This is a genomic window from Burkholderia sp. AU27893, from assembly GCF_002223205.1.
Classification (GTDB): Bacteria; Pseudomonadota; Gammaproteobacteria; order Burkholderiales; family Burkholderiaceae; genus Burkholderia.
Genome location: NZ_NKFD01000004.1, coordinates 2633711 through 2648019, shown reverse-complemented (window position 1 = coordinate 2648019; position 14309 = coordinate 2633711). Strand labels below are relative to the sequence as shown.

13 protein-coding genes and 1 pseudogene are annotated in these 14309 nt (G+C 67.8%); 3 read left to right on the top strand and 11 right to left on the bottom strand.

Annotated elements, in window-relative coordinates:
• Positions 1 to 114 precede the first annotated feature (114 nt).
• The 4 genes from CFB47_RS31840 to CFB47_RS31825 are packed head-to-tail and all read right to left on the bottom strand — an operon-like array spanning position 115 to position 4204.
• Positions 115 to 1149: an NAD(P)-dependent alcohol dehydrogenase gene (locus CFB47_RS31840; protein WP_089463427.1), complete on the bottom strand. Its 1035-nt coding sequence runs from the start codon at positions 1147 to 1149 to the stop codon at positions 115 to 117.
• A 10-nt stretch (positions 1150 to 1159) separates the two neighbouring features.
• Positions 1160 to 1999 carry a carbohydrate ABC transporter permease gene (locus CFB47_RS31835; RefSeq protein ID WP_089463426.1) on the bottom strand — a complete coding sequence of 280 codons (840 nt, stop codon included), beginning with the start codon at positions 1997 to 1999 and terminating at the stop codon, positions 1160 to 1162.
• A complete protein-coding gene (locus CFB47_RS31830) occupies positions 1987 to 2955 on the bottom strand; it encodes a carbohydrate ABC transporter permease (RefSeq protein ID WP_256946786.1) in 969 nt (322 codons plus the stop codon). The genes CFB47_RS31835 and CFB47_RS31830 overlap by 13 nt, the downstream gene beginning before the upstream one ends.
• Entirely contained in the window at positions 2939 to 4204 is a 1266-nt protein-coding gene (locus CFB47_RS31825; RefSeq protein WP_261317208.1) for a sugar ABC transporter substrate-binding protein, read from the bottom strand. The genes CFB47_RS31830 and CFB47_RS31825 overlap by 17 nt, the downstream gene beginning before the upstream one ends.
• 160 nt (positions 4205 to 4364) lie before the next feature.
• Between CFB47_RS31825 and CFB47_RS42165 the strand changes: the two are divergent.
• Positions 4365 to 4454 (top strand): annotated as a pseudogene (locus CFB47_RS42165) (STM2901 family protein); the annotation flags it as partial.
• 3 nt (positions 4455 to 4457) lie between these two features.
• Entirely contained in the window at positions 4458 to 4823 is a 366-nt protein-coding gene (locus tag CFB47_RS31820; protein ID WP_089457314.1) for a DUF1493 family protein, read from the top strand.
• A gap of 129 nt (positions 4824 to 4952) precedes the next feature.
• Here the strand turns inward: CFB47_RS31820 and CFB47_RS31815 are convergent, their stop codons facing one another.
• The 6 genes from CFB47_RS31815 to CFB47_RS31790 form a co-directional block, all read right to left on the bottom strand.
• Positions 4953 to 5912 carry an amidohydrolase gene (locus tag CFB47_RS31815; RefSeq protein WP_089463425.1) on the bottom strand — a complete coding sequence of 320 codons (960 nt, stop codon included), beginning with the start codon at positions 5910 to 5912 and terminating at the stop codon, positions 4953 to 4955.
• A 1-nt stretch (position 5913) separates the two neighbouring features.
• The gene (locus tag CFB47_RS31810; RefSeq protein WP_089463424.1) at positions 5914 to 6861 is read right to left on the bottom strand and encodes a YncE family protein; all 948 of its coding nucleotides are present in this window, start codon (positions 6859 to 6861) and stop codon (positions 5914 to 5916) included.
• 51 nt (positions 6862 to 6912) lie between these two features.
• A complete protein-coding gene (locus CFB47_RS31805; protein WP_039344369.1) occupies positions 6913 to 8205 on the bottom strand; it encodes an MFS transporter in 1293 nt (430 codons plus the stop codon).
• A 122-nt stretch (positions 8206 to 8327) separates the two neighbouring features.
• Positions 8328 to 9245, bottom strand: a complete 918-nt coding sequence (locus CFB47_RS31800; protein WP_089463423.1) for a dihydrodipicolinate synthase family protein — start codon at positions 9243 to 9245, stop codon at positions 8328 to 8330.
• 8 nt (positions 9246 to 9253) lie between these two features.
• The gene (locus CFB47_RS31795) at positions 9254 to 10426 is read right to left on the bottom strand and encodes an L-rhamnonate dehydratase (protein ID WP_089443636.1); all 1173 of its coding nucleotides are present in this window, start codon (positions 10424 to 10426) and stop codon (positions 9254 to 9256) included.
• A gap of 67 nt (positions 10427 to 10493) precedes the next feature.
• A complete protein-coding gene (locus tag CFB47_RS31790; RefSeq protein ID WP_089463422.1) occupies positions 10494 to 11549 on the bottom strand; it encodes a 4-hydroxythreonine-4-phosphate dehydrogenase PdxA in 1056 nt (351 codons plus the stop codon).
• Between the two features lie 115 nt (positions 11550 to 11664).
• Between CFB47_RS31790 and CFB47_RS31785 the strand changes: the two genes are divergently transcribed.
• Entirely contained in the window at positions 11665 to 12612 is a 948-nt protein-coding gene (locus tag CFB47_RS31785) for a LysR family transcriptional regulator (protein WP_089457319.1), read from the top strand.
• Between the two features lie 408 nt (positions 12613 to 13020).
• Here the strand turns inward: CFB47_RS31785 and CFB47_RS31775 are convergent, their stop codons facing one another.
• The gene (locus CFB47_RS31775; protein WP_089463421.1) at positions 13021 to 14298 is read right to left on the bottom strand and encodes an MFS transporter; all 1278 of its coding nucleotides are present in this window, start codon (positions 14296 to 14298) and stop codon (positions 13021 to 13023) included.
• Positions 14299 to 14309: the final 11 nt, after the last annotated feature.

Genomic DNA, 14309 nt, shown 5'->3' with positions numbered 1-14309 from the left:
CCCACATTGCGGCGTCGTGCGTCGCTTGTTTGGCACGGCCAAACGGCGCTCCTTACTCCTTGCACTGCGGGCGGAAAGGCACGTTCGCAAGCCCGTTATTAGCGTGAACACGCCCTAATCCATTTCAATCTGAATCTTGACGTCGCTCGGCCGGCCGCTCGCCGCTTCCTCGAACGCGCGCACGCCTTCGGAAAACGGGAACGTGCGCGAGATGAACGGCTTCACGTCGATCGCGCCGGACGCGATCAGCGCGAGCGCGCGCGGAAAGATGTTCGCGTAGCGGAACACCGATTCGATGCGGCCTTCCTTCGCCTGCAGCGCGACCACGTCGAGCGGCACCGGGGCGACCGGCATTCCGATCAGCACCGCGCAGCCGCCCGGGCACATCAGGTCGACGAGGTTCGCATACGCGTTCGCGCTGCCACTGGCCTCGAACACGACGTCCGCGCCCCAGCCGTCCGTTGCTTCAGATACCACGTCGGCGAGTGACTGCGTGCGCACGTCGACGGTCGTGACGGCGCGGTTGTCGGCGAACAGCGCGAGCTTGTCGGGCACGACGTCGGCGAGGATCACGCGCGCGGCGCCGCCGGCAAGCGCGGCAAGTGCCGTCATCGCGCCGATCGTGCCGGCGCCGATCACGACCGCGAGGTCGCCCGGCTTCATCGCCGCCTTCTTCGCGGCCTGCAGGCCGATCGACAGCGGCTCGACGATCGCGCCTTCGGCGAACGACACGGTGTCGGGCAGCCGGTACGTGAACGCGGCCGGATGCACGACGTACGGCGTCAGGCAGCCGTGGATGGGTGGCGTCGCCCAGAAGCGCACGTCGGGGTCGAGGTTGTAGAGCCCGCGCAACGTCGCGGGCGAATCGAGGCGCGGCACGCCGGGCTCCATGCACACGCGGTCGCCGACGCGCAGATGCGTGACGCCGGCGCCGGTCTCGACGACTGTGCCGGACGCCTCGTGGCCGAGCACCATCGGCGCGTCGACGCGAAACGGGCCGATCCCGCCGTGGACGTAGTAATGCACGTCGCTGCCGCACACGCCGACCGTATGAATCTTGATCCGGACGTCGCCAGGGCCGACCGCCTGCGGCAGGTCGATGTCGCGCAGCGCGAGCTCGCGCGTGCGTTCGAGTACGAGTGCTTTCAACACATCCTCCTTATTTTCCCTTGACCAACGAATTGAGCAGGCGGCTCAGCATGCCGACGAACACGAGCGGCGGCAGCGCGAGCAGTACCGTCGACGCGTTGATCACGCCCCACGGCACTTCCTGGCCGAGCGACGTGAACGCGGACGCAACCACCGGCAGCGTCGCGCTGCGCGACGACGTCAGCGCGAGCGCGATCATCAGTTCGTTCCACACCAGCACGAAGCTGAACACGATGCCGCCGAGCAGCGTGCTCGCGCACACCGGCAGCGCGATGTGCCAGAACACCGCGTACGGGCCGTAGCCGTCGAGCGCGGCGGCTTCCTCGATCTCGCGCGGCAGCCGGCGGAACACGGGGATCGACAGCCACGTGATGGTCGACAGCGTGACGAGCAGGTACGTGACGATCATCGACAGCTTCGTGTCGTACAGCCCGAGATCGACCCAGATCGCGATCAGCGGCAGCGCGACCGCGACCGGCGGCAGGAAGCGCAGCGACAGCAGGAAGAACTGGATGTCGCGCTTGCCGCGTATCGGGTAGCGCGCGATCGCATACGCGGCCGGCACGCCGAGCACCGCGCCGATCAGCACGGCCGCGCCGACGATCGCGATGCTGTTGCCGAGGCCGATCAGCACCTCGGGGCTAGACAGCACCTGCTCGTAGTTCGCGAGCGTCGGCGTGAAGATGAAGCGCGGCACGGGCGTGACGATGTCGAGCAGGTGCTTGAGCGAATTGAGCACGGCCCAGAACAGCGGGAACGCGGCGACGAGCAGGATCGCGCCGGCGATCGCGACAGTCGTTGCGGTCGAAACGGTCACGGCGGTGCCGCGGCGGGCCATCAGTCGTCCCATTTGTTGACCCTCTTCCAGATGAGCGTGAAGACGAGCGTGGTCGCGACCATCATCAGCACGGCCATGCCCGACGCATAGGACACCTTGCCGGCGAGGCCGATGCCCTGCTGGTACGCGTACAGGTCGAGCGTTTCGGTCGCGATGCCGGGGCCGCCCTTGGTCATCACGTAGATCAGGTCGAACGAGCGCAGCGATTCGACCATCTTGATGAACACGAGGCTCACGAGCGGCGCCTTCAGCATCGGCAACGTGATGTACGCATGCACTTGCCACGTCGTCGCGTAGTCGAGCCGCGCGGCTTCGAGCGGCTCGGGTGGCAGCGTCTCCAGCAGCTTCAGGATCACGACCGCGAAGAACAGCCCCCATTGCCACACGTCGACCAGCGCGACCGCGTACAGCGCGAGATGCGGATCGGCGAGGAACGCGGTGTTCTCGATCCCGAGCAGGCCGAGCAGCCAGCTCAGGATGCCGGTGAGCGGCGCGTACATGAACTTCCAGATGAACGCGGCCGACACGCGCGGCAGCAGCACCGGCATGATCAGCACCAGCGACGCGAGGCGGCGCCAGCGGCCGTGCACGCGCTCGAACAGGAACACGGCCAGCGCGATACCGACCAGCACCGCGCCGGCCACCGTGACGACTTCCCACAGCACCGACACCTCGATCGCGTTCAGGAAACGACGGTCCGACGCGAGCCGGATGAAGTTGCGCAGGCCGACGTATTCGCTGTCCGGATAGCGCAGCACGCGGTTGCGCAGCGCGAGGTTGATCGCGGCGACCGTCGGGACGAGGCTCAGGACCGCGAGCAGCGCGAGCGTCGGCGCGAGGAACACCCACGGCAGGCTCGTGCGGTCGCGGCGTGCGCGGCCGCGCCGGGCGGACGGTGCGGAAGGCGGGGCAGGGGCCGGACGGACGCCGAGCGCGCGTCCGCCGGCGCCGTCATTTGCGAGCGCCATGTTCGAGCGCATCCTTCGCGTACTGGTCTGCGTCGTCGAGCGTGCCGCGCACGTCCGTCTGCGTGCCGGTGAACACCTGCTCGAGCGCGATGCCGAGGTTGTCGCCGATATCCGGCCACTGCGGCGTGCGCCAGATCGTCACCTGCGTGACCGGGTTGGTGTCGTTCAGCCCGGCCTGGATCTGCGGCGCGACGTGCTGCTTGAAGTACGGGCTCGCGATCGTGCTCGACCGGTTGTAGTCGCTGAACACGCCGTTGCGCAGCCGCGCCTGCTCCTGGTCCTTGCTGGTCGCCCACGCGATGAAGCGGCCGGCGGCCATACGCGTGCAGTCGTCCTTCGCGCCGACCGCCGAGATCGCGAAGCCGTGGCCGTACGCGGCCGACGGCAGCGGTGCGGGCGGCCGCGTGTAGCCGACCTTGCCGGCCACGCTCGACTTGCTCGCATCCTCCATCCAGTCGGCGAACGGCGTCGATTCGATCATGAACGCGACCTTGCCCGAGCGGAACGCTTCGAGCGCGTTGCTCCAGTCGTAGGTCGCCGAGCCCGGCGGCGCGTACTTGAACAGGTCGCTGTAGAGCTGCGTGGCCTTCACGGCGGCCGGCGAGTTGAACGCGGGCTGGCCGCCCTTGTCGGTCCACGCGCCGCCCATGCCGAGCATGAACGGCGACCAGCGCCACACGTTCATCCCCGAGCCGCGCTGGCCGCGCGCGACCCAGCCGTACAGTTTCGGTGGCGCGTTGAGCTTCTTGATCGCGGCGACGAGCTGGTCGAGCGTCTTCGGCACCGGAATGTGCGCGGCGTCGAGCAGGTCGCGGCGGTAGAACAGGAAGTCGCCGCCGCCGATCAGCGGCGCGAAGTACGCAACGCCGTTGTAGCTCGCGACCGCGCGGCGGCCGGGCAGGAAGTCGTCGTAGTCGTATTCCTTCGGGTAGTACTTGAGGAGCGGCACGATCCAGTTGGCCGACGCGAATTCGGCGACGTTCGCCTCGTCGACGTAGTAGATCTGGTAGGAACCCGCGCCGGTCGACGCGTCGAGCCGCGATTTCGCGCGGCGGTCGTTCTCGCCGAAATAGCTGATCTCGACCTTGGTGCCGCTCTTCTTCTCGTAGTCGGCCAGCGATTTCTCCATCACCGACAGGCCGAGACTCTTCTGCGCGAGCACCCGAAGGGTCGGCACCTTGCAGACCTGCGCGGCCGCGACGCCCGGCAGACAGGCGCCGAGCAGCACGCCGGCTGCGACGATTCGCATCTTGTTCACCCGTGTCTCCTTGATTCTGCTTGTTCGAATGCCGTCGATGACGGCAGGAACAATGGTGTGACGGGGGCGATGCGGGCACCACATCAAAAGAAAACGCCAACCGATACTTTTTGCTCAAGGTTGATCGTGCGATGCACAAAATGTGGTGGTAGTGTTCCTGGCTCGCGACGCCTACCTGATCATGCGCAACACCGTGTCGACCTACAACCGAGTCGTAAAGCCCGAGGACCGGGTGCTCTGAACCATGAAAGACGATACCTGGGAACGCCTGGAAGCCTTCACACGCGAAGAACTCGGTCGGCCACTGCTCGGCGGCAAGCTGAACCTGCAGCCGGAATCCCGGCTTGAGCAGGATCTCGGCGTCACGGGCCTCGATGGGGTGGAGTTCATCGACAGGTGGGCGGAGACATTCGGCGTCGACGCCCAGGGATTCCCGTACCGGCGCTATTTTGGCCCCGAAGGTCAGGAACTGCTGTCGTCAATTATCGGGCTGTTCGTCAAGCGCCGCCGGCACCCGGAACGGCGGCCGCTGACCTTGGGGATGCTGGCCGAGGCAACGCGACGTGGGAAGTGGGACACGGACGCGATCGAGGCTGCCGTGGGGCAGTGATCGTATATCGCAGGGCCGGTCGATGTACTGACCGGGCCTTTTCACTGGCGTAAACACGATTACGCTACGCTAAATCTTGCTGCCTACCGATTTATCGCGCTTGAGCCGGTGCATGTATCGCGCGCGGCTTCATCCGCGTGCCGGCCCGTGCTGCGTGTCGAGCGCAATCCGGTACACCCGTACTGCGTTGTCATGCCAGATCGCGCGGCGCGCCGCGTCATCGAGGTGCGTCATCGCACGAGCGAACGTGCGCAGCAGCGCGGGATACGACACACGCAGCCCGGCCACCGGAAAGTTGCTGGCGAACAGGCAGCGCTGCGCGCCGAAGATCGCGATCGTGTCGCGGACGATTCGTGCGTTGTCGGTTTCGTTCCACACTGCATCGCGCAAGCCGAGTTCGGAAATCTTCACGGCCACGCGCGGCAACGTGGCCAGTGCCTCCATGCCGTGCCGCCAGCGCGCGAGCCCTGCATCTGAGCGATCCCATGGTAGCCCCGCATGTTCGAGCACGACGTCGACATCCGGTGCATCGGCGAGCATCGAAGCCGCTTCCTCGAGATGCCAGAACGGCACGCGCAGATCCCAGCAGAGCCCATGCGCGGCGAGGCGTTCCAGTGCGGCCAGCCAGCGCGGATCGCGCAGCGTGCCCGGCCCGTCGACCGACGCATCCGGCGCGGCCGCCGTACGAGGCTTGAAGCGCACGCCGCGCACGCGCGGCCATGCGGCCTGCTCGGCGAGCCGCTCATCCGCATCGTCGGCGAGCAGGTCGACCCACGCAACGACCGCCGACGGCAGCCCATGCGATTCCGCGACTTCATGCAGCCAGCGCGTTTCCGCCAGCGCCTCATCACGCGCACGTTCGGCCTCGACGTGCACGCTCGCGACGATCGGTGCGCCCCGCGCCGCGTGCCGGAGTTCGCTCACCCCGAAATCGCGGCACAGCGCCGTGTAATCACCGAACATGAAGCGCGCCGGATCGTAGCCCTCCTGTAGCCACGGATAGTGCGCGCCCGTATCGAGCCGCCACAGGTGGTGATGCGCGTCGACGAGCGCATCCGGCATGCCGTCGAGCGGCGACGTGTCGTGCATGTCAGCGCGCCCCGGTGAGCACGTACGACGCATCGGGCTCGCGCAGCGTCGCCAATGCACCGACGAAACGCCACGTATCGAGATCGAGCTCGCGCACGTAGTCGTCCTGGAACGACACGTACGCGACGCGCCGCGACGGATGGAACGACAGCGCGGTCGGGTTCGCCGGCAGCGCGATGCGTTCGATCTCCTCGAGCTGCCGCGCATCGAACACGGAGATCGACCGCTCGCCCGAATTGGTCAGCAGCAGCAGGTCGCGTCCGTCGGGCGCGCTCGTGCGGTAGATGCGGTTCGGATCGCTGCGCGTCTTCACACGGCGGCCGCAGGTCATCGTGTCGGTGTCGATTTCGACCAGCGTGTCGTCGCCGCGATTCGCGACGAACAGCGTGCGTTCGTCGCTCGACAGCGCGTTGCCTTCGGGACGCGGGCCGGGCATCACCGCGCGCGGCGCGACCGTCGCGTCGCGCGGATGGAATTGCGTGACCGTATTCGACAGCAGGTGCACGCCGTACGCGCGGCTCGCATCGCGCGTGAGCGTAACGAGGTGCGTCTTCACGCCGCCGGACGGCACGGCCATGTTCGGCACGGGCTGCTTGGTCGGCTCGTCGAACACGAGCAGCATGTCGTGCGCCTCGCTCATCGCGTACAGCCGGCCGTCGCGGTCGCTCGCCATCCCGTGCGGCCGGTAGTACGGCCACAGGTCGAGCATGCGCGTGTGCGTGCGTTCGACGAGATCGATCTCCGCGATCCGGTGATCGCCTTCATGGCCGCGCGACCACGCGGTCTCGATCCCGAAGATGCCGACGTACGCGAAGCGCTCGTTCACGTCGACGGTGAACTCGTGCGGAAAGTTCGGCAGCACGACGTGCTTGAGCGCGGTTTTCGTGTCGAGGTCGTAGAAGCTGAAGGTGTGGGCGCATTTCTGCACCAGCAACAGGATGTCGTTCATGGTGGGTCTCCGTCAATTCGTCAGCAAGCCTGCGTATTCGTGTATCCGGTGTCAGTCCTCGCAGCGTTTCGGCAGCGTCAGCGCGAGCAGGCCGGCCACCGCGAGCGTGATCGCGAGGCTGTACACGCCGGCCGCCGCGCTCACGTGCTGGGTCAGCACGCCGACCGCATACGGGCCGCAGAAGCCGCCGAGATTGCCGAGCGCGTTGATCAGGCCGCGCGCGCTGCCGGCCGTCTCGACGCTGCAGAGCTTCGGCGGAATCGCCCAGAACACGCCGGCGGCCGCCTGCAGGAAGAAGCCGCAGCCGATCAGGAACGCGAACGATACGGCCATCGACGCATGCGTGAGCACCGACAGCGCCAGGCACGCGGCGAAGCCGACGAGCGGCAGCAGCACGAACAGTCGGCGCTTGCCGGTTCGGTCAGACAAATACGACGTGACGAACATCCCGATCACCATCGCGACGTACGGGAGCATCGCGAGCAGGCCGATCTTGCCCATCCCCGTGTGCGTGAGGTTTTTCAGCAGGGTGGGCAACCACATCGTATAGCCGTAGATGCCGACCTGATAGCAGAAGTTGATGGCGATCAGCAGCCAGATCGTCGGGTTGCGCAGCAGCTCGCCGAACGACGCGGCCGCCGGCGTGCCGGCCGCGCGCTTGCGCTCCTGCTCTTCGCGCAACGCGTCGAGGATGTAGGCCTTCTCGCGCGGCGACACCCAGCGTGCGGTCTCCGGGCCGTCGTCGGCGAACATCAGCCACACGACGAGGCACAGCAGCGACAGCGCACCCGCACTGAAGAACAGGTGATGCCAGTCGTACGCGGCGAGGATGAAGCCGGACAGCGGCGCGGTGATCATGCCGGCGAGCGGCACGAACATGATGACCATCGCATTCGCGCGGCCGCGTTCGCGGTCGGGAAACCAGTGGCTGACCATCGTCAGCACGACGGGCAGCATCCCGCCCTCGGCCACGCCGAGCAGGAAGCGCAGCGTCAGCAGTTGCCAGGTGTGCGTGACGAGCCCGGTCAGCACCGACAGCACGGCCCAGCTCACGAGCGACCACGCGATGAAGGTCTTGCCGCTGCCGAGCGCCGCGCGGCGGCCGCCGGGAATCTGCAGGAACAGGTAGCCGAAGAAGAAGATGCCGCCGGCGAGGCCGGCCATCGTCGCGTCCATGCCGAGATCGGCGTTCATCCCGCCGGGCATCGCGAACGCGATGTTCACGCGGTCCATGTACGAAATGATGCAGGCGAGCAGCAGCGGCGGGATCACGCGCAGCCAGCGGCGGCGCGGAATGGCTTCGCCAGCTTCGTAGGCCGGGGTGGCCGGGTTCAACAGGGTCATGGTGTCTCCAATCTTGGTAATGGCGGCGGCGGTCTTCTGATGGACCGCTGTCACGCCGTGACGCGCCGGTGCGCAACGCCCTGCGGCGTTGCACGGGTGAACCGATGCAGGGTGCCTCGCGCCTAGCGCCCCCAGCGCAACACGAGCGGATCGAGCCGCCGCGCCGCGTCGAGCAAGCCGGCACGCACCTGCGGATGCAGCGCGGGCCACGGTGAGCGCGGGGCGTCGCACGCGATCACGCCGCCTTCGCGCATCAGCGCCTTCGCGGTCAGGAATCCTGACTGACGGTTCTCGTAGTTGATCAGCGGCAGCCAGCGCGTGTACTGCTCGACCGCTTCGTCTCGGCGGCCGGCGAAATACGCGTCGGTGATCCGGCGAATCCCGTCCGGATAGCCGCCGCCCGTCATCGCGCCGGTCGCGCCGGCATCGAGATCGGCGAGCAGCGTGATGCCTTCCTCGCCGTCCCACGGCCCCTCGATCGCATCGCCGCCGAGCGCGATCAGCTCGCGCAGCTTCGACGCGGCGCCGGCCGTCTCGATCTTGAAGTACGACACCGCGTCGATCTCGCGGGCGAGCGACGCGAGGAACGGCGCGGACAGCGCGACGCCGCTCGCGGGCGCGTCCTGGATCATCAGCGGAATGTCGAGGCCGTCGGTGACTTCGCGGAAGAACGCGCGCACCTGTGCCTCCGGCACGCGGAACGTCGCGCCGTGATACGGCGGCATCACCATCACCATCGCCGCGCCGAGTGCCTGCGCGTGCCGGTTGCGTGCCGCGCAGATCCGCGCGCTGAAGTGCGACGTCGTGACGATCACCGGCACGCGGCCCGCGACGTGCTCGAGCGTGGCGCGCGTGATCAGGTCGCGTTCGTCGTCGCCGAGCGCGAATTGCTCGGAGTAGTTCGCGTGGATGCAAAGGCCGTGCGAGCCGGCATCGATCATGAACTCGATGCAGCGGCGCTGGCCGTCGAGATCGAGCGCGCCGGTCGCGTCGAAGATCGTCGGCACGACCGGAAAGACGCCCTGGTAGCGTGCGTGCATGGCGGGCCTCACTCGACGATGTCGAACTGGTCGAGGAATTCGGTCTTCAGCGTGAGGCCGAGACCAGGCACGTCGTCGCGCAGTTGCACGAAGCCGTTCTCGGCCACCGGCTCGCCGTCGAAGATGTAATAGAACAGCTCGTTGCCGACCTCGACGTCGAACATCGGGAAGTACTCGCTCATCGGCGACGCGAGCGTGCTCATCGTCAGGTGATAGTTGTGCATCTGGCCCGCATGCGGGATCACCGGCACGCTGTACGCCTCGCACAGCGCGTTGATCTTGTGCGCCATCGTGATGCCGCCGACGCGGTTCGTGTCGTACTGGACGACCGACACGGCCTTGCGATCGAGCAACTGCTTGAAGCCGTACAGCGAGAACTCGTGCTCGCCGCCGGAGATCGGGATGCGCGTGAGCTGGTTCAGCTCCGCGTAGCCGTCGATGTCGTCGGCGATCACCGGTTCCTCCAGCCAGCGCGGCTGGTATTTCTCGAGCTTCGGCAGGATGCGCTTCGCGTATTCGAGGTTCCAGCCCATGTAGCACTCGAGCATCAGGTCGTTGTCGTAGCCGATCACCTCGCGGATCGCCGCGACCGATTTCAGGTTCTCGGTCACGCCCTGCTGCCCGTGCGCGGGCCCATAGCCGAAGCGCATCTTGAACGCGCGGAAGCCTTCCTTCAGGTAGCGCTGCGCTTCGTCCTGCATCTCCTTCAGGTCGGTGCGGTAGAGCTTCGAGTAGTAGCAGGGGATCTTTTCCTTGGTGCGGCCGCCGAGCAGCTTGAACACGGGCTTGCCGACGCTCTTGCCGAGGATGTCCCAGATCGCGATGTCGACCGCCGAGATCGCCGCCATGCCGATGCCCTTGCGGCCCCACGCGTGGGTCGCGCGATACATCCGCTGGTTCAGGTATTCGTAGTCCCACGGGTCCTGGCCGATCACGAGCGGCGCGAGGTACTGGTCGATGATCACCTTCGCGACATGCGGCGCGAGCGCGACGTTGCCGAGGCCGACGATGCCGTCGTCGGTCTCGACTTCGACGACCGTCCACGAGTGGAAGCGGAACGTGCTCATCGTTTCCTGCGGCGCGTACAGCAGGTCCATCGCGTTCGAGCAGAAATTGCCCTGGGGCGGCACGGTCTTGCCTTTCCACTGGAATACGCGGGCGCGCACGGATCGGATCTTCATCGGGTGTCTCCAGAGTTCGGTGTGATGTTGTCGTGTTGAAAAGCGGTCGGCCGGCGGGGCCGTCGGGTCAGGCGGAAACGGGCTGTGCGCGGCGCGCGGCGCCCATCCGGCAGGCAATCTGCAGTGCCTGCCAGGTCGCGCCGACGTCGGCCGTGCCGCGGCCCGCGATGTCGTATGCGGTGCCGTGCGCGGGCGTCGTGATCGGCACGGGCAGCCCGCCCTGCACGGTCACGCCGCGCGAGAAGCCGAGCAGCTTGATCGCGATCTGCCCCTGGTCGTGGTACATCGTGACGATCGCCTGGTAGTCGCCGGCCTGCGCCTTCAGGAAGATCGTGTCGGCGGGGAACGGGCCGTGGAACGGCGCGTCGGTCGGCCAGTCGCGCGACTGCAGCCGGCGCACGGCCGGCTCGATGATGTCGACTTCCTCGCGGCCGCAGCTGCCGCCGTCGCCGCCGTGCGGGTTGAACGCGGCGATCGCCACCTTCGGCGCGGCGACGCCGTTCGCGAGCAGCGACCGGTAGATCAGTTCGGACGCCTGTTCGATCCGCTCGATGCTCAGGTAGCCGGGCGCATCCTTCAGCGGAATGTGCGACGAGATGCGCGCGGTCCACAGCTCGCCGAGCGTGTTGAATTCGCAGAAGTAGCCGGTCACGCCGAGCGCCTCGGCGAAGTGGTGCAGCTCGTCCTCGTGCTTCAGCCCGCCGAGCTTCATCGCGTACTTGTTCAGCGGCGCGAAGCAGATCGCGTCGATATCGCCGGCGAGCGCGGCGTCGAGGCACAGGTCGAGCACGGTCAGCGTCGAGCGGCCGCCGGCCGCGCCGGGCTGCCCGACCGTGACGTCGGCCGGATCGATCGTGTCGACGGCGACGAACGCGGCGCGTTCGGTCGACGGCCGGCCGCGCGCGGCGGCGAGCGAGGCGACGGGTTCGACGTCGACCGTCACGCCCGCGACGCGCTGGCCGGCTTCCCACAGCCAGCGGTCGCCGATCAGCACGAGATTCGCGCGGGCGGTGGCGTCGGGGCGGGCGAGCAGTTTCGCGATCAGTTCGGCGCCGATGCCGGCGGGGTCGCCGAGCGTCAGCGCGACGACGGGCAGGGGCGTGGCGGGCGAGGGGGTGTTCATGCGGTGTCTCCGGTGGCGGCGCTGGGCCGTTTGTCTATGGGGTTGATGCTAGGTAGACGGAATGAGTCGGTAAATTGAAAACTCTTGATGAATCGATAACCTGGGGTAATCAAAGATGGGCTCGATCGACCGACGAGACTCGACGCCGCAGTTGCTGAACCGGCTGCGCATGCGGCAGATCGCGCTGCTGCTGGCCGTGGACGAATGCTCGACGCTGCGCGCGGCGGCCGACCAGATGGGCCTCACGCAGCCGGCCGCGACGAAGATGCTGGCCGAGCTGGAGAGCGCGCTCGGCCAGCGGCTGTTCGATCGCGTCGGGCGCGGGCTCGTGCTGAACCCGGCCGGCGAGCGCGTGCTCGGCTATTTCCGCGGGATCCGCGGCAGTGTGGAGGCGTTGAACCGCGAGCTTGGCGAGCTGCAGCTCGGCAGCGCGGGGCGGCTGGCGATCGGCAGCATCATGGCGGCGTCGCCGGGGCGGCTCACCGAGGCGCTGGTGCAGTTGAAGTCGCGTTACCCGCTGCTGGCGATCGACATCGCGGTGGATACGAGCGACCGGTTGATGCCGCAGCTGCGCGAAGGCGTGCTCGAAGTGGTGATCGGGCGCCACGTCGGGACCGATTGCGATTTCCGCGTGGTGGATGACGAGGCGCTCGCGATCATTGCGGGCCGCGACCATCCGCTCGCGGGGGCGGGGCCCGTGGCGTTCGACGCGCTGCTCGATTACACGTGGATCTTGCAGCCGGCCGGCAGCCCGGCGCGCGAGGTCGTCGAGCGCGAGTTCAATGCGCGTCATCAGCCGATGCCGCGCGGGCTGGTCGAAACGGGGTCGATCCTGACCACGATGAACCTCGTCGACCGTTCGACGATGCTCGGCGTGATCCCGCTGACGGTGGCGCAGCGCAACGCGGAGCACGGGCTCGTCGCGATCGTCGATTACACGCTCGAACAGAAGCTGCCGTCGTACGGCAGCCTCGTGCGGCGCGACCGGCCGCTGAGCATTCCCGCGCAGCAGTTTCTTGCGCTGTTTCACCGCGAAGGGGGCGGAGATGATGGCGGCGCTTGATGGGGCGGTTTGCCAGCCGAGGCGGCCGAGCCAGCCGCGCCGGCCGAGGTGGCCGAATCAACCACGTTGGCCGAATCTGCCGAGCAGGCCGAATCAGCCGAGCCGGCCGAGTCAACCTGGCCAGCCGCGCTACCCCGGCCAGCCGAGTCAGCCGAGCCAGCCGAGCCAGCCGAGCCAGCCGAGCCAGCCAAGCCAGCCAAGCCAGCCAAGCCAGCCAAGCCAGCCGAGCCAGCCGAGCCAGCCGAACCAGCCGAACCAGCCGAACCAGCCGAACCAGCCGGATTAGCTGAGCTAACCCAGCTAACCGGGCCGGCCGAGCCGGTCACGCACCACCATCGCGAAACGCAGTGAAGCGCGATAGTGCCGCCAACGAGACGGATAAGGCAGGCGACCCCGAAGCAAACCGCCTCAGCGAGCCGACGGCGCCGCAGGCGCGTCAACGAGCGCCGACATCGATTCCGCCAACGAGCGATCCGGGCGAATCCGCAGCGCGGCGACGATGCCGATCAGCAGCATCGCGACCGAGCCGATGAACGGCACGGTCCAGCTCCCGGTGCGATCGACGAGGTAGCCGAACAGGATCGGCGACAGGATCCCCGAGATCGCGGAGCCCGCGTTCATCATCCCGCTCGCGATGCCGGCGTGGGTCGGCGCGATGTCGCTCGGCACGGCCCAGATCGGCCCGATCGTCAGTTCGAGGCACAGGAACGACCCCGACAGGCACAGCGCGACGCCGGCCGTCGAATGCACGACCGCGAGCGGCAGCAGGCACACGAGCGCGCCGACGAAGCTCGCGACGATCACGCTCTGGCGCGACAGCGCGAGGTTGCCGGTCTTCCGGTAGATCCGGTCGCACAGCCAGCCGCCGAGCGTGTCGCCGACCACGCCCGCGAAGAACACGCCGGATGCGAACAGCGCGGTCGACTTCAGGTTCAGGCCCTGGCCGTTCAGGAAGAACGTCGGTAGCCACGTGAAGAACAGCCATGCGGTCCAGCCGTAGCAGAAGTAGACGAAGATGGTCGGGGCCATCCGGCGGAACAGCGACCCCCACGGCGTCGGGCCGGCGAGCGGCGCGGCACGGGCAGCGCGCGGGCGATCGTGGCCGGCTGCGTCGCCGAGCGGATGTTCGCGGAAGCCGGCGATCCACCACGCGAGCCACACCAGCGTGACCGCGCCGATCACGAAGAACGCCGCGCGCCACGACAGCCAGGTCATCAGCGCGGCGACGATCGGCGGCGTGACCGCGTTGCCGAGCCGCGAGAACGAATGCGTGAAGCCCTGCACGACGCCGCGCCGCTCGCGCGGGAACCAGTGGGTGATCGCGCGGGCCTGGGCGGGCAGCGTCGCGCCTTCGCCGATGCCGAGCAGCAGCCGCGCGGCGAACAGCAGCCCGAGGCTGTGCACGAGACCGGTGGTGAAGGTGGAGACGACCCAGATCAGCCCGCAGCCGATCAGCGTGATGCGGGCGCCGAACCGGTCGGCGATCCAGCCGCCGCCGATCTGGCAGATTGCATACGAATACGCGAACGCGGAGAATGCGACGCCAAGCTCGGTATTCGACAGGCCGAGTTCGGCCTTGATCGCGCCGGCCGCGGTCGCGAGGTTGACGCGGTCGACGTAGAGGATGAACGAAAGCGCGCACAGCAGCCACAGCGTGTGGCGCCGTTGACGGGGGTCGTTAGGCATGTGTCTCACTC

Bases quoted from the DNA above. Each gene is read 5' to 3' on its own strand.
- CFB47_RS31830 (WP_256946786.1), bottom strand. From the start codon at position 2,955: ATGGCGCTCGCAAATGACGGCGCCGGCGGACGCGCGCTCGGCGTCCGT.
- CFB47_RS31785 (WP_089457319.1), top strand. From the start codon at position 11,665: ATGGGCTCGATCGACCGACGAGACTCGACGCCGCAGTTGCTGAACCGG.
- CFB47_RS31835 (WP_089463426.1), bottom strand. From the start codon at position 1,999: ATGGGACGACTGATGGCCCGCCGCGGCACCGCCGTGACCGTTTCGACC.
- CFB47_RS31825 (WP_261317208.1), bottom strand. From the start codon at position 4,204: ATGCGAATCGTCGCAGCCGGCGTGCTGCTCGGCGCCTGTCTGCCGGGC.
- CFB47_RS31795 (WP_089443636.1), bottom strand. From the start codon at position 10,426: ATGAAGATCCGATCCGTGCGCGCCCGCGTATTCCAGTGGAAAGGCAAG.
- CFB47_RS31775 (WP_089463421.1), bottom strand. From the start codon at position 14,298: ATGCCTAACGACCCCCGTCAACGGCGCCACACGCTGTGGCTGCTGTGC.
- CFB47_RS31800 (WP_089463423.1), bottom strand. From the start codon at position 9,245: ATGCACGCACGCTACCAGGGCGTCTTTCCGGTCGTGCCGACGATCTTC.
- CFB47_RS31810 (WP_089463424.1), bottom strand. From the start codon at position 6,861: ATGAACGACATCCTGTTGCTGGTGCAGAAATGCGCCCACACCTTCAGC.
- CFB47_RS31805 (WP_039344369.1), bottom strand. From the start codon at position 8,205: ATGACCCTGTTGAACCCGGCCACCCCGGCCTACGAAGCTGGCGAAGCC.
- CFB47_RS31820 (WP_089457314.1), top strand. From the start codon at position 4,458: ATGAAAGACGATACCTGGGAACGCCTGGAAGCCTTCACACGCGAAGAA.
- CFB47_RS31815 (WP_089463425.1), bottom strand. From the start codon at position 5,912: ATGCACGACACGTCGCCGCTCGACGGCATGCCGGATGCGCTCGTCGAC.
- CFB47_RS31790 (WP_089463422.1), bottom strand. From the start codon at position 11,549: ATGAACACCCCCTCGCCCGCCACGCCCCTGCCCGTCGTCGCGCTGACG.